Origin of the sequence: Streptomyces sp. NPDC047982 (assembly GCF_043204165.1) — a bacterium.
In the GTDB taxonomy this organism is placed as follows: domain Bacteria; phylum Actinomycetota; class Actinomycetes; order Streptomycetales; family Streptomycetaceae; genus Streptomyces.
The window spans coordinates 355,361-375,294 of the sequence record NZ_JBIDBS010000001.1 but is presented as its reverse complement, the minus strand read 5'-3'; the positions used below and the strand labels follow the sequence as shown (position 1 = coordinate 375,294).

The window sequence follows — 19,934 nt, the reverse complement described above, 5'->3', positions numbered from 1 at the left end:
TTAACGCCGCGACACGCGAGCGCGAACCCGCACGGGGGCCATACGGCTGTACGTCCCGCCGGATACGTCGCAGTACAACTACAGCGCCATGGTGCGCTACGCCAACAAGTACTGGAAGAAGCCGAGCAACGACTATCGCACCTACGGAAACGACTGCACGAACTTCGTCTCCCAGGTGATGCGGGCCGGCGGCTGGAAGGCAACCTCCGGCAGCTTCGCCAGCCGCAAGGACAACAAGAAGTGGTTCTACGCAAGCCACACTTGGACCACCAGCTACACGTGGGCGGGTGCCGAGAACTGGTACTGGTTCGCGGTGAAGCACTCCAAACGGACCAAGTCCCTCAACAATGTCTGGAAGCTCGCTTCCGCCGACGTGCTCCAGGCGAACTGGAAGCCTCGGAACGACAACATCATCGATCACACCATGGTCGTCACCAAGCTCTACAAAGGCACCCCATATCTCACCTATCACACGGGAAACACCCACAACAAGAGCCTCCGCAAGCTGCTCGCCGACCACCCGAACGCTGCCTGGTACGCACACCGGACCTGAAGACCCCTGCCTGGCATCCAGGCTGAACCACCTGTGAGGGACACATGAACAGGCGCTACTTCGCCGGCGTCACTTTCGCCGCGCTGCTCGCCCTGGCCGGGTGCGACAGCGGCGACTCCGAGCCGAAGGCGAGCGGTGACCGCGAGACGGTCGAGGCGTACATCACCGCGCTCAACGAGCGTGACACGGAAGCCCTGTTGAAGCTGGACGGGGCAACCGACCCGGCCGCTGAGCGGGATGCCGAGAAGGTCATCGAGGAAAAGGGTGGCCGCGGCCTCAAGGTCGACGACATCCAGATCAACTACGATCTCGGCCCCGATGTCGGGTCCGCGAAAATCACCGCCAAGGACAGCAAGGGTGCCGACTACAACGAGAGTCTCACAATCACCCGCGAGGGCGGGAAGTGGCACCTCACCATTCTGCCGGCGCCGAAGCAGGACCAGAGCGGAAAGACACCGGCCGAGACGGGTAAGCCGTCCGACGGCGCCGGCCCGTCGAAGTCCGTGTCCGGCTGACCCCAGCACCCACGAGGGGGCGGGATGCCCGCTCTCCAACTGATGGCCCACCTCAGCACGTCCGAGGTGGGCCATCACGCTGACGACCTCGTCCACGATTCGCAGTGGGAGAAGGAGCGGCATCTGGGGCCTTCGAATCCAAGGCGGAGGAGGGAGTCGGATGGGGTCTCCCCTGCTCGAACGCAGCTGAGAGCTCGGGGAAGGAGCGTCGGCGACTGACGACAACGCCGGAGGCGGAGGTCCCAGACCTCACCCTGCACGGACTGCTCCCCCCTCTCCGAGACCGCCGAGCTCGTCGCCACCGAGCTGGTCGGCAACGCGGTACGCCACACCAAGGGCCCGGCCGCGTTACGCCTGCGCTGGGCGGGCCGCGTACTGCGCATCGGTGTCTGGGACGCCGACCCCACCCCACCGGCGCCACCGCTGCACTCATCCGCAGAAGCCGAGAACGGGCGCGGTCTCGACCTGGTCCGCAACAGCACGGACGGCTGGGGCTGGTATCCGCTCGATGCGGCAGGCGATTTGGGAAAGTTCGTGTGGTGCGAACTCCTGGCCGCGTAACGGGACATGGCACCGCCGTTGCGAGCAATCCAATGGCCGTGGGCCAGATCCGCAATTTGCCGCAATCGCCACACAGACATCGCCTGTGTGGCGCATCCTGATCACCAACCAACACTATGAAGGGACACGGCGTGCGCAGACTCGTCCACTACATCGCCACCACTCTCGATGGCTTCATCGCGGGCCCGGATGGCGCGGACCCCACCGGTCCGAACGGCTTCTGGCCCATACCGGAGGACTACATTCAGCACCTCGTGGCCGAGTACCCGGAGACGCTGCCCGTCCAGGCCCGGCAGGCACTGTCCGTCACGGCGGGGGGCACGCACTTCGACACCGTGCTCGAGGGGCGGCGCAGCTACGAGATCGGTCTTGCGGCCGGGATCACCGACGCCTACCCCCACCTGCGTCACCTGGTATTTTCCCGGACCCTGACCGAGAGCCCGGACCCGGCCGTCGAACTGGTCGCCGACGACCCGGTGGCGACCGTACGGGAGCTCAAGCAGCTGGACGGCAAGGACATCTGGCTGCTCGGCGGCGCCGAGCTGGCGGGCTCCTTGTACTCCGAGATCGACACACTGATCCTCAAGGTCGGCCCGCTGACCATCGGCGACGGAATCCCTCTGTTCTCCCGCAAGGCTGCCTTCGACCCGCGCACCTGGACGCTCACCGACCACACCGCCCTCAAGAGCGGCGCGGTGTTCCTCACCTACACGCGCGTCACCAGCTGAGCGCTCCGGGCGGGCGGCGCGGAACATGCCCGCGAACTCGTGCTCGACGGTCTCGCGGTCGTAGCCGGCGACTGCCGGACGGGTCAAGCTCGTACGTCCCGCTGCCGCACTTCCTTGAGGACCGCCGCCACTGTGGTGAAGTCGTTGTCCACGTGGAGCACGGTGTGACCGTGATGGACCGCTGTCGCACACACCAATAGATCGATGGCTCCCGCCGCGCGGTGCTCTCCTTGCTGCGTGAGCTTGTACTGGGCTGCATCGACCCAGCGCCACGCATTCTTGGGAACGGGCGAGAGCTGGCAGAGATCATCCAGCTCTCCGGCCAACTCGTCGCGGTGAGCAGGGCTGGTGGCCGAGTACAGGAACTCAGTGCGCGTGGGCTCGCACATGCGGAACACTCCCGCGGCGATGTGCCCCTCCCAGGAGCGCAGCGCCCCTGGGGTACGAAAAAGGTGCCACAGTGCAGAGGTGTCAACAAGATACGTGATCATTCAAAGCCCGCCCGCTGCGCGCGCTTAGCAGCGTCGTGCGCGGCTGCGGCCTTCTCGAACTCACCACGCTCACCCCGCTGGGCCAGCTTCTCGGCAGCCTCGAGCCTTCTGATGCGAGCCACATAATCCCGCAGAGCCGTGTTGACGGTCTCCTTCTTCGTCGTCACACCCATCAGACGCATCGCCTCGGCCAGCGCCTCGTCATCCAGGTCGATCTGGGTTACGGACATGCTCACCATCCCCACTCGAACACACCATGTACATAGACAAGGCACATCACCAACATTTGTACGGCTGCCGCCTACGCCCCCGCATACAGGCGTGAAACAGCCCCCGGCCGGACGGCCGGGGGCTGTTTCACGTGGAACACAGAGAAGTGCCGGTACAGAGGCTACTTCTCCGTCTTGTCCTTGGCCGTCGCGACCGGCTTGCGGAGCTGGATGTGCAGCTCGCGCAGGCGGGACTCGTCCAGCTCCGTCGGGGCGCCCATCATCAGGTCCTGGGCGTTGCCGTTGAGCGGGAAGGCGATGGTCTCGCGGATGTTGGGCTCGTCCGCCAGGAGCATCACGATGCGGTCGACGCCCGGGGCGATGCCGCCGTGCGGCGGGGCGCCGAGGCGGAAGGCGCGGAGCATGCCCGCGAACTCGTGCTCGACGGTCTCGCGGTCGTAGCCGGCGATCTCGAAGGCCTTGAGCATGACCTCGGGCTCGTGGTTGCGGATGGCGCCGGAGGACAGCTCGATGCCGTTGCAGACGATGTCGTACTGCCAGGCCAGGATGTCGAGCGGGTCCTTCTCCTCCAGGTCCTTCATGCCGCCCTGAGGCATCGAGAAGGGGTTGTGCGAGAAGTCGATCTTGCCGGTGTCCTCGTCCTTCTCGTACATCGGGAAGTCGACGACCCAGCAGAACCGGAAGACGTCCTCCTCGAAGTGGCCGGCACGCTTGGCGGCCTCGACGCGGACGGCGGACATGATCTTGGAGACCTCGTCGAACTCGCCCGCACCGAAGAAGACGGCGTGGCCGGGGACGAGGGACAGGCGCTCGGTGAGCGTCTTGACGTCGTTCTCGGTGAGGAACTTGGCGATCGGGCCGGTGAGCGCCCCGTCCTCGCCGACGCGGACCCAGGCCAGGCCCTTGGCGCCGTGCTGGACGGCGTAGTCGCCGAGGCCGTCGAAGAACTTCCGGGACTGGCCCGCGGTGTCCGGGACCGGGAGGGCGCGGACGTGCTTGCCCGCGAACGCCTTGAACTCCGAGTCGGCGAAGATGTCGGAGATGTCGACCAGTTCCAGCTGGGCGCGCAGGTCCGGCTTGTCGTTGCCGTACTTCAGCATCGCCTCACGGAACGGGATGCGCGGGAACGGCGAGGTGACGTGGCGGCCGTTGCCGAACTCCTCGAAGAGCTCGGTCATCAGCTTCTCGATCGGCTGGAAAACGTCCTCCTGCTCGACGAACGACATCTCGACGTCGAGCTGGTAGAACTCGCCGGGCGAACGGTCGGCGCGGGCGTCCTCGTCGCGGAAGCACGGCGCGATCTGGAAGTAGCGGTCGAAGCCCGAGATCATCAGCAGCTGCTTGAACTGCTGCGGGGCCTGTGGCAGGGCGTAGAACTTGCCCGGGTTCAGGCGGGACGGGACGACGAAGTCGCGGGCGCCCTCGGGGGACGTCGCGGTGAGGATCGGGGTCGCCATCTCGTTGAAGCCGAGGGCCACCATCTTCGAGCGGATGGAGGCGATGACGGCCGAGCGCAGCATGATGTTGCGGTGCATGCGCTCGCGGCGCAGGTCGAGGAAGCGGTACTCCAGGCGCCGCTCCTCGTTGACCCCGTCCTCAATGTTGATCGTGAAGGGCAGCGGGGCGGCCTCGCCCAGCACCTCGACCTCGGTGACCTCGATCTCGATCTCGCCGGTCGGCAGCTCCGGGTTCACGTTGTCGGCGCCGCGCGCGGAGACCTTGCCGTCGATCCGTACGACGGTTTCCTTGGTGAGCTTCGCCAGGGCCTCGTTGCCGGGGGTGCCGGGACGGGCGACGAGCTGCACCAGACCGTAGTGGTCGCGCAGATCGATGAAGAGGATGCCACCCAGGTCTCGGCGATTGTGCAGCCAGCCGCTCAGCCGGACGTCGGTGCCGACGTCAGAGGCGCGGAGCTCGCCGCAGGTGTGGGACCTGTACCGATGCATCGTCGTTCATCCAGTCTTCGCGGTTCGGGGTGGATTCAACCACCCCAGGCTACCGCCCGCGCCCGCACCGATTCATTGACATTGACATTTCAAGATCGTCCGGAGGTCGGGCGGGCACCGACGTACCGCGCCCCGGACCACCCCGGCGGGGCCGCACCCCGAACCCCGCCCGGGCCCCGCCCGCAACCGAAGCCCCTCCGGGCGCGCCCGCTCCGAGCAGCGTTCCTGGATGGCCGCCCACAGTGGCGTTTATCGAGCAGATCTTCTTAAAGTGGGGCAATGCGCACCGAGGATGTCCTGGCCGCGACCGCGACCGGTCTGTGGCGCTGGGAGAGCGGAGCCCGGACCGTGACGCTCGACGCGGAGGCGGCCCGGCTGCTCGGGCTGCCCGCGACGGCCGGCGTCTTCCGCGAGTCGGCGGTGCGTTCCCTTCTTCACCCGGTGGACTGGACCGAGATCCATGGAGTGGTGAACCTCGCACTCGCCGAGGGCACCCTCGCCGAGGCCCGGCTGCGGGTCGTGGACCCGCAGGGACGGGTGCTGCGCACGGTACGCAGCCGGTCCAGGCCGCTGACACACAGGAACGAGCCACTGCCGCCCACGAACGGGTCGGGGTCGCCCGGGAGCCCACTCGCGGACTCCGCGAACCCTGCGGACCGCACGACGGACCGCACGGTCCGCACAGACCCCGCGGGCCCCGCAAACCCTGTGGACCTCAAAAATTCCGCAGGGCCCCCGAGTCCCACAAGCACCACCAGCCCCACGAGTCCGACGAGTCCGACGAGTCCGAACGAGTCAGTGCCGTCCCGGAAGCCGGGCGACGTCTCCTTTGTCATGGTCGGCACCCTTCAGGAGGTCGCCGAGCACCAGCCCGGCACCACCGTCACCGGGGACTGGCACCGCTCCCGCGAGGCGTTCCTGCTGGACGCAGGCCGTGCGCTGGCCGAGGCCCGGTCCACCGAGGAGGTGCTGCGGGTCGCCGCCTCGCTCTCCATGCCCGGGTTCTCGCCGGACGGCCTGGCGGTGTTCGGCGTCGCGGGCGACCGGCTGACGGTCACCGGGCATCACGGACACAAGGCGGGCGACGAGCGTCCGTTCAACGGCATGTCGCTGGACGCCGACTACCCGGCTGCCGAGGTCATACGGACGGGGCGGGCGATCTATCTGCCCTCGCCCGAGGAGTACCGACGCAGGTACCCGGACACCTGGGCGCTCGCCAGCGCGTTCGGCCGCCGGTCCTGGGCCTTTCTGCCGCTGACGGTGGCGGGGCGGACCATGGGCGCCTGGCTGGCGGCGTTCCGCCAGCCGGTCGCGTTCACGACGGACGAACGGTCGGTGCTGACAACGGTGGCCCGGATGCTCGCCCAGGCGCTGGCCCGTGCCGGCGTCGCCGAGACCGAGCGCGAGCTGTCGCTGGGGCTGCAACGCTCGATGATGCCGTCCCTGGGCCCCGGGGTCCCTGGGATGACGGTCGCCGCCCGCTACGTCCCGACCGGCGGCGGGCTCCAGGTCGGTGGCGACTGGTACGACATGATCCCGCTCCCCAACGGGCGCATCGCCCTCGTGATCGGTGACGTCCAGGGCCACGATGTGCGCGCCGCGGGGCTGATGGGACAGTTGCGGATCGCCCTGCGCGCGTACGCCGCCGAGGGGCACCGGCCGGACGCGGTGCTCTCCCGCGCCTCCCGTTTCCTCTCCGGGCTCACCGATGCCTACGAGGACGGGGAGGAGCCCGGACCCCGCTTCGCGACCTGCCTGTACGCGGAGGCCGACCCGGAGACCGGAACCCTCGACATCGCGCGGGCCGGCCACCCCCACCCCGTGGTGGTGACGGCCGACGGGACCGCGACGATCCGCTTCACCGAGGGCGGGTTGCCGCTCGGCGTCGAGGCGGACTCGGACTACCCGACGAGTCGGCTCACCCTGGAGCCCGGGGAGACGATCATGCTCTGTACGGACGGGCTGATCGAGACCGGCGGTCACGACATGGCGACCGGCTGGATCCGGCTGCGGCCTCTCCTGGAACAGCAGACGGCCGACCTGGAGAAACTGGCCGACGCCCTCGTGCAGGCCGTGCACGGGCCGGCGTCCCACTACACGACGGGACCGCTGGCGGACCGCCGCGAGGACGACCTCGCCGTACTGCTGCTGCGGCGCGACGGCGAACCGTCGCGGGAGACGACGACGCGCCGGGCCGCGCTGACCATCGCGCAGGCCGAGCCGGAGCAGATCTCGACGGCTCGGCAGCAGTTGCGGGAGCTGCTGCACGACTGGGCGGATCCGGAGCAGGTCGACGCGGCGGTGCTGATGGTCTCCGAGATGACGACCAACGTCCTCGTCCACACGGACGGGGACGCGCTGCTGATCGTCCGGGCGACCGGAGAACCGGGTGAGCGCCGTCTCCGGGTCGAGGTGGCCGACGGCAGCGACGAACTGCCCCACAAACGATCCCCGGGGGAACTGGCGTCCAGCGGGCGGGGGCTGGTGCTGCTGGAGATGCTCGCCGACGCGTGGGGGGTGGACCCCCAGGGCGGAGGCAAGCTGATCTGGTTCGAGCTGTATGAACCAGATGCCGGCCCGGGTCCCGGGGCGAACGGATGATTCAGCCTGTCGGCTGAACGGTTCCATCCCGCCCCTTTTCTCCCCTTCTCACCGCTCCTCAGACCTCGGGAGAACCAGGGGAGTTCTCAGACCCCGGAAGGACCAGGGGAGTTCTCAGACCCCGGAAGGACCAGGGGAGCCGAAGGGGGAGGAACCAGGGGAATCAGAAGGCGGGGAACCGGCCGGACCGGGGCGGTCCCCGCGCAGCTCGCCGAGGATCCCGAAGGCCGCCGCACACGCCGGCACCGCGAGCAGCATGCCCAGCAGCCCCGCCACCCCGGCACCCGCGGTGAGCGCGATCATGATCATGGCCGGGTGCATCTGAACGGTACGGCTCTGGATCATCGGCTGCAGAACGTGGCCCTCCAGCACCTGCACGGCGAGCACGACGCCCAGCGCCCACAGCGCGATCACGAGCCCCCGATCGGCGAGCGCGACCAGGACCGCGACCGCACCGGAGAGGAACGCTCCGAGATACGGGATGTACGCGCCGACGAAGACCAGCGCCCCCAGCCCCACCGCACCGGGCACGCGCAGGATCAGCAGACCGACGGTGATGCAGACCGCGTCGATCAGGGCGATGAACGTGGTGCCGCGCATGAAGCCCTGGACCGCTTCGAAGGCCCGCCGCCCCATGGCCTCGACCAGGTCGCCCGTCCCGCGCGGGGCGACCGCGTGGGCGAGGCCCGCGGCCCGGTCGGAGTCGCGCAGGAAGAAGAAGGTCAGCAGCAGGGCAAGGATGCTGGTCGCGAGCAGCGAACCGATCAGGCTGATCCCGGAGAGAAGCCCGCCCGCGGCGCTCGCACCGAATTTCTCCAGGATCTTCTGGGCATTGGCGGCGAGGGCGTCCACATCGGTCGTCTGGCTGATCCCGAGGTGGTCGATGAACCACTGCCCCGTGCGCTTGAGCGAACGGAGGATCTGCGGGCCGGTGTCCACGAGCGCGGTGACGACGATGTATCCGGCACCGCCGACCACCCCGACGAGAAGGACGCAGGTGAGCCCCGCGGCCAGCGAGCGGTTCACGCCGCGCGCGGTCAGCCTGTTGTGGACCGGGCCGAGCAGGGCCGTACCGAGCAGGGCGAGCAGTACGGGTGTGATGGCCGTCTTGAAGGTGATGCACAGCCAGACGGCGACCGCCGCGACCCCGGTGACGAGGAGGACGACACCGCACCAGGCGGCGGTGCGCCGAGCACCGTCGGGCAGGAGGGGCTTCTGGGTCTGCACGCTCCCACCCGATCACGTCGTGAATGCAATGTCTCGCCCGTGCCGCCGTACAGGTGACGGGCCGCCACGTTCCGGCGGCGACGTGCCACCTTGCGGCGGTCATATGCGATGTCCTGGTAATCATGCATGATATGCGGCGAAAGGTCACCCCCTGGAGAGCGGACGACCCGGAGGGCGACCCGGTCAAGGGCCGCTCCGGGCGGGGCGACCCGCCCGGAGCAGGACGGTTCACATGCCGTGGACGGCGGGGATCCGGCCGAGCCGACCGGCCTGGAAGTCCTCGAACGCCTGCTTGAGTTCGGCCTGGCTGTTCATCACGAACGGACCGTAGTGCGCCATCGGCTCACGGATCGGACGGCCGCCGAGCAGCACGACCTCCACGTCCGGGGTGTTGCCGTCCTGCTTCTCGTCCGCGCGGACGGTCAGCGAGGAACCGGCGCCGAAGACCGCGGTCTGCCCCAGGCGGATCGGACGGCGGTCCATGCCGACGCTGCCGCGCCCGGCCATCACGTACGCGAGCGCGTTGAAGTCCTCGCGCCAGGGCAGGGTCACCTCGGCACCGGGACGGATGGTGGCGTGGACCACCGTGATCGGGGTGTGGGTGACACCGGGGCCCTCGTGCCCGTCGAGCTCACCGGCGATGACGCGGAGCAGTGCGCCGCCGTCCGGGGAGGCGAGGAGCTGGACCTGGCCGCCGCGGATGTCCTGGTAGCGCGGGTCCATCATCTTGTGGGACCTGGGCAGGTTCACCCAGAGCTGGAGGCCGTGGAAGAGGCCACCCGACATCACGAGGGACTCCGGCGGAGCCTCGATGTGCAGGAGGCCGGAACCGGCGGTCATCCACTGGGTGTCACCGTTCCGGATGGTGCCACCGCCACCGTTGGAGTCCTGGTGGACGAAGGTGCCGTCGATGATGTAGGTGACGGTCTCGAAGCCGCGGTGCGGGTGCCACGGGGTTCCCTTCGGCTCCCCGGGCTGATACTCCACCTCACCCATCTGATCCATCATGATGAACGGGTCGAGGTGCTTGTAGTTGATCCCGGCGAACGCGCGGCGAACCGGGAAACCCTCGCCCTCGTAACCGCTCGGCGCCGTCGTGACGGCGAGCACGGGACGGGCGACGGCGTCGCCGGAAGCGGCGACCTTGGGCAGGGTCAGCGGGTTTTCGACAGTCACTGCGGGCATGGGAGCCACCTCCGGGTTGTCCTGCCCTCAATTTAGTTGAACAGTGAACATCTTGCAAGGCGGGCCCCTTCCCCACACCGCAATGGCCGCACGGAAAGCCCCCGCACGGGAACGGCGAACCCCGCACCGCAACGACGAGGAGCCCGTACCGCACCCGGATGCCGCCGGTTGGTCACCGGCGGCGTCCGAGCCCGGTACGGGCTCCTGGAAGAAGGAGAAGAACTCCCGGACGAAGGAGAAGCGGGAGAAGCGGGAAATGGAGAGGGCGTCAGCCGTACATGCGGCGCATCGCGAAGTCGACCATCTGCTCCACGGCCTTGGCGTCGAAGACCATGCGGTGCTCGCCCTCCATGTCGAGGACGAAGCCGTAGCCGGTCGGAAGCAGGTCGATCACCTCGGCCCCGGTGATCACGAAGTACTTGGACTCCTTGCCCGCGTACCGCCGCAGCTCCTTGAGGGTCGTGAACATCGGGATCACCGGATGCTGCGTGTTGTGCAGCGCGAGGAATCCCGGGTTGTCGCCGCGCGGGCAGTAGACCTTCGACGTCGCGAAGACCTGCTGGAAGTCCTCGGCGGACAGCGAGCCGGTCGTGAAGGCGCGTACCGCGTCCCGGAGGGACGGCGGCGAGGGCTCGGGATACAGCGGCTGCTCGCCGTAGCCGCCGCCCATCTGCTGCTGCGCGCCCGGGTTCTGGTCGTAGCCGTACATGCGCCAAAGAGTAATCGGACACATCGACCCCTTGAGGGGTTGCGTCTTATTACTGGCGGGTAGCATCATCGGAGAGGTCAGCTGATATGCGCACCGCCAGCTCGTCGCCCACCCGGCCCGCACGCCGCGCCCGAGGTGTCGCGCGCCACTGCTATTGATTACGGAGCTTCCATGGGGCACTACAAGTCGAATCTCCGCGACATCGAGTTCAACCTCTTCGAGGTGCTCGGGCGCGACAAGACGTACGGCACCGGACCGTTCGCCGAGATGGACGTCGAGACGGCGAAGAGCATCCTCGACGAGGTCACCCGCCTCGCGGAGAACGAGCTGGCCGACTCCTTCGCCGACGCCGACCGCAACCCGCCGGTCTTCGACCCGGAGACCAACAGCGCGCCGGTCCCGGACACCTTCAAGAAGTCGTACCAGGCGTTCATGGACTCCGAGTACTGGCGCCTGGGCCTGCCCGAGGAGATCGGCGGCACCACCTCTCCGCGCTCCCTGATCTGGGCGTACGCGGAGCTGCTGCTGGGCGCGAACCCGGCCATCTGGATGTACTGCTCCGGCCCGGCCTTCGCCGGCATCCTCTTCGAGGAGGGCAACGAGGCCCAGAAGAAGGTCGCGCAGATCGCCGTCGAGAAGCAGTGGGGCTCGACGATGGTGCTGACCGAGCCGGACGCCGGTTCGGACGTCGGCGCGGGCCGCACCAAGGCCGTCGAGCAGGAGGACGGCTCCTGGCACATCGAGGGTGTGAAGCGGTTCATCACCTCGGGCGAGCACGACATGTCCGAGAACATCATCCACTACGTGCTGGCCCGCCCCGAGGGCGCCGGCCCCGGCACCAAGGGCCTCTCGCTCTTCCTCGTCCCCAAGTTCCACTTCGACTGGGAGACCGGCGAGCTGGGCGAGCGCAACGGCGTGTACGCGACGAACGTCGAGCACAAGATGGGCCTCAAGGCGTCCAACACCTGCGAGATGACGTTCGGCGACAAGCACCCCGCCAAGGGCTGGCTGATCGGCGACAAGCACGACGGCATCCGCCAGATGTTCCGCATCATCGAGTTCGCCCGCATGATGGTCGGCACGAAGGCCATCGCGACCCTGTCGACCGGTTACCTGAACGCGCTGGGGTACGCCAAGGAGCGCGTCCAGGGCAGCGACCTGTCGCAGTTCATGGACAAGACCGCACCCAAGGTCACCATCACGCACCACCCCGACGTGCGCCGCTCCCTCATGACGCAGAAGGCGTACGCGGAGGGCATGCGCTCCCTCGTCCTGTACACCGCGTCCGTCCAGGACGCGATCCAGGAGAAGGAGGCCGCGGGCGAGGACGCCAAGGCGCTGCACGGCCTGAACGACCTGCTGCTGCCGATCGTGAAGGGCTACGGCTCCGAGAAGTCGTACGAGCAACTGGCCCAGTCCCTCCAGACGTTCGGCGGCTCCGGGTACCTCCAGGAGTACCCGATCGAGCAGTACATCCGTGACGCCAAGATCGACACGCTGTACGAGGGCACGACGGCGATCCAGGGCCAGGACTTCTTCTTCCGGAAGATCGTCCGGGACCAGGGTGCCTCGCTGAACGCCCTGTCCGAGGAGATCAAGCAGTTCCTCACCGACGCCCAGGGCGACGAGGAGCTGTCCGGCGCGCTGAACTCGCTCGCCAAGGCGGCCGTGGACCTGGAAGCGATCGTCGGCACGATGATCACCGACCTCACCGCGACCGGCGAGGACGTCAAGAACATCTACAAGGTGGGCCTGAACACCACCCGTCTGCTGATGGCCTCCGGCGATGTCGTCGTCGGCTACCTGCTGCTGAAGGGCGCGCACGTCGCGTCCCAGAAGCTGGCGACCGCCGCCGCGAAGGACGTCGCCTTCTACCAGGGCAAGATCGCCGCCGCGAAGTTCTTCGCCGCGAACGTCCTGCCGGGCGTCTCCACCGAGCGGGCGCTCGCCGAGTCCGTCGACAACTCGCTGATGGACCTGGACGAGGCCGCGTTCTAGCCAGGCGTTCTCGTCAGGCGCTCCCCAGGATCGTCCACCGGCACCGCCACCCGTACGCGCTTTCGGGTGGCGGTGCCTTCGTGCGGGCTGGGTACGCTGAGGGCACGGCCGTGAATCCCGCTCATGGGAGGAACCATGACCGCCGAGGCACTGCCCGAAGCGTCGCGATCGCGGCGCGACGATTCCCCGTGGCCGGTCCCGCCTGAGGACGGCTACACCGCGGACGACCTGTTCACGCTTCACGGCCTCCCGCCGCACACTGAGCTGATCGACGGGAGCCTGGTTTTCGCGAGTCCGCAACGGAAGTTCCACACGCTGGCGATGTATCTGCTGGAGCAGGGGCTGCGCGGTCACGTTCCGGAGGACCTGCGCGTTCGCCGCGAGATGGCCGTCGTGCTGGGCAAGCGCAACGTCCCGGAACCCGGCCTCGTCGTGGTGACGGCCGAAGCGGACGGGGACCAGCGTCAGACCCGCTGCCAGGCCGCCGATGTCCTGCTCGCCGTCGAAGTCGTCTCGCCCGATTCCGAGGCCCGCGACCGCGACACCAAGCCGCACACGTACGCAGGGGCGGGCATCCCGAATTTCTGGCTCGTCGAGATGGCGGAGAACGACCGTCCCGTGGTCTGGACGTATCAACTGGACCCCGTCGGCAAGAAGTACGTCTTCACCGGCGTCCACCACGACCGGCTGAAGGTCTCCGTCCCGTACGACATCGACATCGACCTGACCGCCATCGACAAGCTGTAGCCGGGACGGGGACGAGTACGGAGCCGACTGACGGCGAGCCGCCGTCGCCGTGCAGCGGCGCGTGCCGACTGCTGGACGACGGTGAAGCGCGCCGGTCCCGCCTCGTTACAGTGAAGAACATGAGTTCCTCCCTCCGCTTCGACCGCGGGCACACCGACGACCTGATGGCCTTCCTGATGGCCTCCCCCTCCCCGTACCACGCGGTGGCCACCGCGGCGGCGCGGCTGGAGAGGGCCGGGTTCCGGCAGGTCGACGAGACCGCGGCCTGGGACGGCACCGGCGGCGGGAAGTACGTCCTGCGCGGCGGCGCGATCGTGGCCTGGTACGTGCCGGACGGCGCCGAGGCGCACACCCCGTACCGGATCGTCGGGGCGCACACCGACTCGCCGAACCTGCGGGTCAAGCCGCTGCCCGACACCGGGGCGCACGGCTGGCGCCAGGTGGCCGTGGAGATCTACGGCGGGACGCTCCTCAACACCTGGCTGGACCGCGATCTCGGCCTCGCCGGGCGGCTCTCGCTGCGCGGGGGCACGCACCGGCTGGTGAACATCGACCGGCCGCTGCTGCGCGTGCCGCAACTGGCCGTGCATCTGGACCGCTCGGCCAACCCGGACGGTCTGAAGCTCGACCGGCAAAAGCACATGCAGCCGATCTGGGGCCTCGGGGACGTCGAGGAGGGCGACCTGATCCGGTTCGTCGCCGAGGAGGCCGGGGTCGACGCCGATGACGTCATCGGCTGGGACCTGATGCCGCACCCCGTCGAGCCGCCCGCCTACCTGGGCAGGGACCGCGAGCTGCTGGCCGGCCCGCGGATGGACAACCTGCTCTCCGTGCACGCGGCGACCGCCGCGCTCGCCGCCGTCGCCGGGCAGCCGGACGCCGAGCTGCCGTACATCCCGGTCATGGCTGCCTTCGACCACGAGGAGAACGGCTCCCAGTCCGACACCGGCGCCGACGGGCCGCTGCTGGGCACGGTGCTGGAGCGCTCGGTGTTCGCGCGCGGCGGTTCGTACGAGGACCGCGCACGGGCGTTCGCCGGAACGGTCTGTCTCTCCTCCGACACCGGCCACGCCATCCACCCCAACTACGCCGAGCGCCACGACCCGACCCACCACCCGATGGTCAACGGCGGACCGATCCTCAAGGTCAACGTCAACATGCGGTACGCGACCGACGGCAGCGGCCGGGCCGTGTTCGCGGAGGCGTGCCGGAAGGCGGACGTGCCGTGGCAAACGTTCGTCTCCAACAACTCGATGCCGTGCGGCACCACCATCGGGCCGATCACCGCCGCCCGGCACGGCATCCAGACCGTGGACATCGGCGCTCCGATCCTGTCGATGCACAGCGCCCGCGAACTGTGCGGTGCGGACGACCCGTACCTGCTGGCCAACGCGCTGTCGGCGTTCCTGACGGGCTGATGCGGCAGCCGTACGGGCTGATCCGGCAGCCATGAGGAGTCCCGGCCGACGGCCCCGCGGCCGACCGGGACTCGCCGCTCTTGGCTCCCCAACACCCCCGATATCCTGGGCCTGTTCCCGTGCCCCGGCCGGGGCACAACCCGCCCGGAAGGGGAGCCGCCCGTGGAGTTCCGGCTGCTCGGCACCGTCTCCGTCGAGACGCTCACCGGACCGCTGCCGCTCGGCCCCGCGAAACGCCGCAGCCTGCTCGCCGCGCTGCTTTCCCGGCGATCCGGCTCCTGGAGAGCCACAAGCAGAACGTGCCCGCGGTCGCGAAGAGCAAGCCGGCCGCGCCCGTCGTGCTCGACTCCGGCGCACCGGCCTACGCGCTGGTGCGGGTGTCGGACGGCGGCAAGGGCGAGGACGGCGAGCCGGTCACGGCCTTCTCCGTCGTGCTGCAGGGCGGCGGCGAAGACCGGCTACTGGACGCCCGAGCTGCGCAACGGCGCGGACGACTTCTGAGACGCCTTCCGACCCGTCGCGCCGCCCGCCCGTAGACCGGTTGCAGGCGTACGGCTCGGCGCTGCGCGCGTACGACTAGGCCCCGTACGGTACGGCTGACCCCCGCAACGCGTGCCGCTCGCCCCCGCACGCACCGGCAGCGGTTCAGCCCTGCTCGTCCGTCCCCTCGTCCATCCCCGCCAGGACCAGCGGCAGCCGGGGCGTTCCCTGCGCGCGCACGCGGACGGGGACGCCCCAGTCCTGTTGGTGGACGTGACAGGCCGGATATTCGTTCGCCGGGTCGTCGTCGCAGGACGCCGCCATCGCGGACACGTGCAGAACGCCCTCGGTGACGCCGTCGGCCAGGACCAGGTCGCGGAACAGGTCGGTACCGGCGCCGGAGCCCTCCGCCAGCAGCCCGGGCGGGGTCGAGGAGACCAGCAGTCGCGTCGAGGGGCCGTACCGGGTGTCCAGCTTCTGCCCTGCGGGGGCCTGGAAGACCACGTCGAGCCGGAGCGTGCCCGGGGCGATCTCGGTGGCCGCGCGCCGGGTCCGGTGGGCCCGGTCGGCGACGCGTACGGCCTCCTCGGGCAGCCGCAGCCGGGTCAGCCGGTGCCGGGCGGACTCGACGACGACGAGATCGCCGTCGGCCAGTACGGCGTCGCTGGGCTCGCGCAGGTCCGTGGCCAGGGTGGTGACCTCGTCGCTCGCGGGGTCGTAGCGCCGCAGCGCGTGATTGTACGTGTCGCAGACGGCGACGGACCCGTCGGGCAGCGCGGTCACGCCCAGCGGGTGCTGGAACAGCGCCTGGCCGGCGGCGCCGTCGCGGTGCCCGAAGTCGAAGAGGCCGGTGCCGACGGCCGTACGGACGGCGAAGCCGGTGCCGTCCCGTTCGACGTACCGCAGCGCGGACGTCTCCGAGTCCGCGACCCACAGCCGCTCCCCGTCGGCCGACGCGGCGAGCCCGGACGGCTGGGCGAACCACGCCTCCCCGGCCGGTCCGTCGACCAGGCCCTCGTTGGTCGTGCCCGCGGCGACCCGGACGGTATCGGCCACGGGGTCGTACGTCCACAGCTGGTGGACCCCGGCCATGGCGATCCACAGCCGGTCCGCGAACCAGGCGACGTCCCAGGGCGAGGAGAGGTCGACCTCACGGGCCGGGCCGCTCGTCGGTGACCCCTGCCACCACTGGCGGCCGGTACCGGCGAGAGTCGTCGTCTCCCCGGTGGCGGGGTCGAATGCCCGGATGGCGTGGTTCACGGTGTCCGCGACCGCGATCCGCCCGTCCGGCAGCGCGGCCAGCCCCTGGGGTTCGGAGAACCGGGCCTTGCCGGGACCGCCGTCCACGAACCCCCGGTCCCCCGTGCCGACGTGACGGCGAACCGCTTCCCCGTCATGTTCCATCTCGACCAGACGGTGCCGGGTGGTGTCGGAGACGAGGAACCCACCGTCCGGCAGGAGCAGCGCCTTTCCGGGGAACCTCAGATGCGTGGCGACCGGCTCCGGCGGAACGTACGGGCCGTCGCCGCGCCGCAGCGTGCCCTTCGCCGCGTGCTCGGCCTCCAGCTCCTCGACCAGCTTCTCGATGGCGTGCGCATGGCCCTCGCCCGCGTGCTGGGCGACGACGTAGCCCTCCGGGTCGATGACGACGAGCGTGGGCCAGGCCCGTACGGCGTACTGCTTCCAGGTCGCCAGCTCCGGGTCGTCGAGGACCGGGTGCCGGACCTCGTACCGCTCGACCGCGTCGACGACCGCCTCGTGCTCGGCCTCGTGGACGAACTTCGGCGAGTGGACGCCGATGATCACGACGGTGTCGCGGTGCTTCTCCTCCAGCTCGCGCAGCTCATCGAGGACATGCAGACAGTTCACACAACAAAAGGTCCAGAAATCTAGCACCAATGTGCGACCTCGGAAGTCCGCGAGGGACAGCTCCTTGCCACCGGTGTTGATCCAGGACCGCCCTTGCAGCTCGGGGGCGCGGACGCGGGCACGCTTGCTCATGCGTCCAAGCGTGCCACCACCACCACGGTGGCCACGACGCCCCGCCCCCGCTACGCCCGCCTCACCTGCTCCGGCGACACCAGCCATTCAGCACCCCCGCCCACGGGCCCGAGGAACGGCGTAGGACGCTTGCGGCGCAGCCCCGGGGACTGGGCGGGGTCCCCTCATAGTCGGGGATCACGTCGCGCAGGATGCCGACACGCCCCGCCGCATCCTCCACCCGTGCGCCGATGTCCTCGCGCGCGTTCCCCCGTGTCCCTCCGGGTGACGACGCAAGTAGACGTTGCAGTCGGTCACCGTGGTCATGTCGCCCCCCGCACGCGCACGGTCCCGCACGTTCGCGAGTTCGGTACAGCCTGGACACCCCTCCACCGGGGTCGGCTCCCACTCTGTGCGCAAGGGCAGCTCAACGGGGGCGGTCTGGTACCTCGTCGGTTCGGTCATTGCGCGATCGTGGCGCGCCCTCATGGGCGTATCCACTCCGAAGGAACGACAGTTGGGCCGTTCTTCGCTACGGTCACGGAAAGGCCCAAACTACTCTGGAACAGTGCGGTACCCAAGCGTCCTTAAATCAGCGCCCGGACACGAGAAAGACCGTCCACCCATCGGTGAACCAGCCCAGTCCCGTCCGCTCCGGCCCGTGCGCGTGCGCGCGCGGTGGTCGTACGCGTGCGGTGATCTGCTACGCGCGGGCTGCGGGCGGGGTCGGTCCGAGCCGGCGGTCCTTGAGCGCGGGGAACTGTTCGCGGGTCGTCGTCACTGTCCCCGGGTCGAACTCCACGCTCAGCACCTCCTCGTCCGCGCCCGCCTCCGCGAGCGTCTCGCCCCAGGGGTCGACGACGATGCTGTGGCCGGCCTGCGGGACGCCGCTGTGGGTACCGGTGGTGGTGACGGCCAGGACGTACGCCTGGTTCTCGACTGCACGGGCCCGGGCCAGCAGCGTCCAGTGGGCGCGGCGCCGCTCGGGCCAGCCCGCCACGACGACCAGGGTCTCGGCGCCCGCGTCCACCAGGCCCCGGAACAACTCCGGGAAGCGCAGGTCGTAACAGGTGGCGAGGCCCAGCGTGGTGTCCGGCAGGCCCACCGTGACCAGTTCCTCGCCCGCGCCCATCATGACCGCCTCGCCCTGGTCGAAGCCGAAGCGGTGGATCTTGCGGTACGCGGCTGCCCGCTCGCCCTCGGGCGTGAAGACGAGCGCGGTGTTGTAGAGCGTGCCGTCGGGCGCGCGCTCGACGAAGGAGCCCGCGTGCAGCCAGACGCCGGCGTCGGCAGCGGCCTTCGCCATGATCGCGTGGGTGGGCCCCTGGAGCGGTTCGGCCTCGCCCTGGAAGGAGTCGTACGCGAAGGCCCCGACCGGCCAGAGCTCGGGCAGGACCACCAGATCCGCGCCGCGCTGGGCGGAGACCAGCGAAGCCGCGCGCTGCCTGCGGGAATCGACGGATTCGTCCGGATCTACTGCGATCTGGATGAGGGAGGCGCGCACACTACCACCGTCCTGGCATTCGAGTCTTCAACACGGGCCTACGATCGTCACACGAAAGCACTGCCGGGGTGCCTGGTCGCAGCGTAACTTAGCGATCGAACCTCCCACGCAGTCCGCCGCCCGCGCCCAGCACTCCAGCCCATGCACCGCAGAACCGCACGAGGGGTCCCGTGACCGTCCATCCCAGCCTTCAGAACTACGCCGATGCCTGGACCCACTCCATCGAGGCGATAGCCGAGCTGGTGAAGCCGCTCGCCGAAGGGGAGTGGAACGGCCGTACGCCGTGTCCCGCCTGGTCCGTACGCGACATCGTGTCGCACATCATCGGCATGGAGTCCGAACAGCTCGGCGATCCGCGCCCGATCCACTCCCTGCCCCGCGACCTGTACCACATGCAGAACGACCTGGCCCGCTACATGGAGATGCAGGTCGACGTGCGGCGCCACCACACCTCGCCGGAGATGCTCGCCGAACTGGAGTACACGATCATTCGGCGCGCCCGTCAGCTCCGCAACGAGAACCGTGCCCCCGAGACCATGGTCCGAGCCCCGCTCGGCACCGAGCAGACCCTGGAACTGGCCCTGCGGATGCGGGCGTTCGACGTCTGGGTGCACGAACAGGATCTGCGGGTGGCGCTGGGCCGGCCCGGCAACCTGGACTCGCCCGGTGCCACCATCGTCCGGGACGTCCTGCTGGAGGCGTTGCCGAAGGTGGTCGCCAAGGACGCGGGGGCGCCGCCGAATTCGGCGGTGGTGATCGATGTGAACGGCCCGGTGGAGTTCCTGCGCACGGTCAGGGTCGACGCGGAGGGCCGGGGTTCGGTGGACGGTTCGCCCTCGCTCGGGCCGGCCGTGACCCTGGCGATGGACTGGGAGACGTACTCCCGTCTGGCCTGCGGGCGGATGCGCGCGGGCGCGGTGGCGGAGCGCATCAAGGTCGAGGGCGAGCAGGACCTGGCCGACGCGATCCTGCGGAACTTCGCCGTGACGCCGTGACGCGGTGAGCGGCGCTGTGACGCTGTGATGCCGTGACGCTGTGACGCCGTGACGCCGTGACGTTGT

At 69.4% G+C, this 19,934-nt stretch carries 17 protein-coding genes and 2 pseudogenes; 10 read left to right on the top strand and 9 right to left on the bottom strand.

The window, feature by feature from the left end; all coding sequences use genetic code 11:
* Window positions 1-40: 40 nt before the first annotated feature.
* The 4 genes and pseudogenes from ACGF2V_RS01670 to ACGF2V_RS01655 all read left to right on the top strand — a co-directional run bounded on the left by ACGF2V_RS01670 (window position 41) and on the right by ACGF2V_RS01655 (window position 2,357).
* The gene (locus tag ACGF2V_RS01670; RefSeq protein ID WP_362619698.1) at window positions 41-553 is read left to right on the top strand and encodes an amidase domain-containing protein; all 513 of its coding nucleotides are present in this window, start codon (window positions 41-43) and stop codon (window positions 551-553) included.
* Window positions 554-597: 44 nt separating this feature from the next.
* Entirely contained in the window at window positions 598-1,068 is a 471-nt protein-coding gene (locus ACGF2V_RS01665; RefSeq protein WP_362619626.1) for a hypothetical protein, read from the top strand.
* 248 nt (window positions 1,069-1,316) lie between these two features.
* Window positions 1,317-1,629: pseudogene (locus tag ACGF2V_RS01660) on the top strand (ATP-binding protein); the annotation flags it as partial.
* 131 nt (window positions 1,630-1,760) lie between these two features.
* Window positions 1,761-2,357, top strand: coding sequence for a dihydrofolate reductase family protein (locus ACGF2V_RS01655; protein ID WP_362619624.1), 597 nt, complete (start codon window positions 1,761-1,763; stop codon window positions 2,355-2,357).
* Between the two features lie 83 nt (window positions 2,358-2,440).
* On the opposite strand, the gene ACGF2V_RS01650 is transcribed toward ACGF2V_RS01655, so the two are convergent.
* The 3 genes from ACGF2V_RS01650 to aspS form a co-directional block, all read right to left on the bottom strand.
* The gene (locus tag ACGF2V_RS01650) at window positions 2,441-2,848 is read right to left on the bottom strand and encodes a PIN domain nuclease (protein ID WP_362708847.1); all 408 of its coding nucleotides are present in this window, start codon (window positions 2,846-2,848) and stop codon (window positions 2,441-2,443) included.
* Window positions 2,845-3,078 (bottom strand): type II toxin-antitoxin system VapB family antitoxin, encoded by a 234-nt coding sequence (locus ACGF2V_RS01645; RefSeq protein ID WP_362708850.1) that lies wholly within the window; start codon window positions 3,076-3,078, stop codon window positions 2,845-2,847. The genes ACGF2V_RS01650 and ACGF2V_RS01645 overlap by 4 nt, the downstream gene beginning before the upstream one ends.
* A 161-nt stretch (window positions 3,079-3,239) precedes the next feature.
* A complete protein-coding gene (aspS, locus tag ACGF2V_RS01640) occupies window positions 3,240-5,024 on the bottom strand; it encodes an aspartate--tRNA ligase (protein ID WP_362619616.1) in 1,785 nt (594 codons plus the stop codon).
* Window positions 5,025-5,303: 279 nt separating this feature from the next.
* On the opposite strand from aspS, the gene ACGF2V_RS01635 reads away from it, so the two are divergent.
* Window positions 5,304-7,625, top strand: coding sequence for a SpoIIE family protein phosphatase (locus ACGF2V_RS01635; protein ID WP_362619613.1), 2,322 nt, complete (start codon window positions 5,304-5,306; stop codon window positions 7,623-7,625).
* A gap of 114 nt (window positions 7,626-7,739) precedes the next feature.
* On the opposite strand, the gene ACGF2V_RS01630 is transcribed toward ACGF2V_RS01635, so the two are convergent.
* From ACGF2V_RS01630 to ACGF2V_RS01620, 3 genes are all read right to left on the bottom strand, one after another.
* Complete coding sequence (locus ACGF2V_RS01630; RefSeq protein ID WP_362619610.1) at window positions 7,740-8,852, bottom strand: AI-2E family transporter; 1,113 nt, start codon at window positions 8,850-8,852, stop codon at window positions 7,740-7,742.
* Between the two features lie 228 nt (window positions 8,853-9,080).
* Window positions 9,081-10,037, bottom strand: coding sequence for a pirin family protein (locus ACGF2V_RS01625; protein WP_362619607.1), 957 nt, complete (start codon window positions 10,035-10,037; stop codon window positions 9,081-9,083).
* Between the two features lie 268 nt (window positions 10,038-10,305).
* The gene (locus ACGF2V_RS01620) at window positions 10,306-10,746 is read right to left on the bottom strand and encodes an SseB family protein (RefSeq protein WP_362619604.1); all 441 of its coding nucleotides are present in this window, start codon (window positions 10,744-10,746) and stop codon (window positions 10,306-10,308) included.
* A 171-nt stretch (window positions 10,747-10,917) separates the two neighbouring features.
* Here ACGF2V_RS01620 and ACGF2V_RS01615 point away from each other — a divergent pair, with 171 nt between their 5' ends.
* From ACGF2V_RS01615 to ACGF2V_RS01600, 4 genes are all read left to right on the top strand, one after another.
* The gene (locus ACGF2V_RS01615) at window positions 10,918-12,744 is read left to right on the top strand and encodes an acyl-CoA dehydrogenase (protein WP_362619601.1); all 1,827 of its coding nucleotides are present in this window, start codon (window positions 10,918-10,920) and stop codon (window positions 12,742-12,744) included.
* 123 nt (window positions 12,745-12,867) lie between these two features.
* The gene (locus tag ACGF2V_RS01610) at window positions 12,868-13,491 is read left to right on the top strand and encodes a Uma2 family endonuclease (RefSeq protein ID WP_362708853.1); all 624 of its coding nucleotides are present in this window, start codon (window positions 12,868-12,870) and stop codon (window positions 13,489-13,491) included.
* A 119-nt stretch (window positions 13,492-13,610) separates the two neighbouring features.
* Window positions 13,611-14,909, top strand: a complete 1,299-nt coding sequence (locus ACGF2V_RS01605; protein WP_362619595.1) for a M18 family aminopeptidase — start codon at window positions 13,611-13,613, stop codon at window positions 14,907-14,909.
* A 299-nt stretch (window positions 14,910-15,208) separates the two neighbouring features.
* Window positions 15,209-15,445, top strand: a complete 237-nt coding sequence (locus ACGF2V_RS01600; protein ID WP_362708855.1) for a hypothetical protein — start codon at window positions 15,209-15,211, stop codon at window positions 15,443-15,445.
* 109 nt (window positions 15,446-15,554) lie between these two features.
* Here ACGF2V_RS01600 and ACGF2V_RS01595 read toward each other — a convergent pair whose 3' ends face one another.
* From ACGF2V_RS01595 to ACGF2V_RS01585, 3 genes and pseudogenes are all read right to left on the bottom strand, one after another.
* On the bottom strand, window positions 15,555-17,390 hold the full coding sequence (locus ACGF2V_RS01595) for an NHL domain-containing thioredoxin family protein (protein WP_362619589.1): 1,836 nt from the start codon (window positions 17,388-17,390) through the stop codon (window positions 15,555-15,557).
* Between the two features lie 252 nt (window positions 17,391-17,642).
* Window positions 17,643-17,834 (bottom strand): annotated as a pseudogene (locus tag ACGF2V_RS01590) (hypothetical protein); the annotation flags it as partial.
* Between the two features lie 238 nt (window positions 17,835-18,072).
* Window positions 18,073-18,873, bottom strand: a complete 801-nt coding sequence (locus ACGF2V_RS01585; protein WP_362708858.1) for a carbon-nitrogen family hydrolase — start codon at window positions 18,871-18,873, stop codon at window positions 18,073-18,075.
* 170 nt (window positions 18,874-19,043) lie between these two features.
* On the opposite strand from ACGF2V_RS01585, the gene ACGF2V_RS01580 reads away from it, so the two are divergent.
* Window positions 19,044-19,868, top strand: a complete 825-nt coding sequence (locus ACGF2V_RS01580; protein WP_362619580.1) for a maleylpyruvate isomerase family mycothiol-dependent enzyme — start codon at window positions 19,044-19,046, stop codon at window positions 19,866-19,868.
* The last annotated feature ends 66 nt before the right edge of the window (window positions 19,869-19,934 follow it).

Coding starts and splice junctions, on each gene's coding strand:
- ACGF2V_RS01620 (WP_362619604.1), bottom strand. CDS start 10,746: ATGTACGGCTACGACCAGAACCCGGGCGCGCAGCAGCAGATGGGCGGC.
- ACGF2V_RS01650 (WP_362708847.1), bottom strand. CDS start 2,848: ATGATCACGTATCTTGTTGACACCTCTGCACTGTGGCACCTTTTTCGT.
- ACGF2V_RS01610 (WP_362708853.1), top strand. CDS start 12,868: ATGGGAGGAACCATGACCGCCGAGGCACTGCCCGAAGCGTCGCGATCG.
- ACGF2V_RS01605 (WP_362619595.1), top strand. CDS start 13,611: ATGAGTTCCTCCCTCCGCTTCGACCGCGGGCACACCGACGACCTGATG.
- aspS (WP_362619616.1), bottom strand. CDS start 5,024: ATGCATCGGTACAGGTCCCACACCTGCGGCGAGCTCCGCGCCTCTGAC.
- ACGF2V_RS01645 (WP_362708850.1), bottom strand. CDS start 3,078: ATGTCCGTAACCCAGATCGACCTGGATGACGAGGCGCTGGCCGAGGCG.
- ACGF2V_RS01665 (WP_362619626.1), top strand. CDS start 598: ATGAACAGGCGCTACTTCGCCGGCGTCACTTTCGCCGCGCTGCTCGCC.
- ACGF2V_RS01635 (WP_362619613.1), top strand. CDS start 5,304: ATGCGCACCGAGGATGTCCTGGCCGCGACCGCGACCGGTCTGTGGCGC.
- ACGF2V_RS01615 (WP_362619601.1), top strand. CDS start 10,918: ATGGGGCACTACAAGTCGAATCTCCGCGACATCGAGTTCAACCTCTTC.
- ACGF2V_RS01595 (WP_362619589.1), bottom strand. CDS start 17,390: ATGAGCAAGCGTGCCCGCGTCCGCGCCCCCGAGCTGCAAGGGCGGTCC.
- ACGF2V_RS01625 (WP_362619607.1), bottom strand. CDS start 10,037: ATGCCCGCAGTGACTGTCGAAAACCCGCTGACCCTGCCCAAGGTCGCC.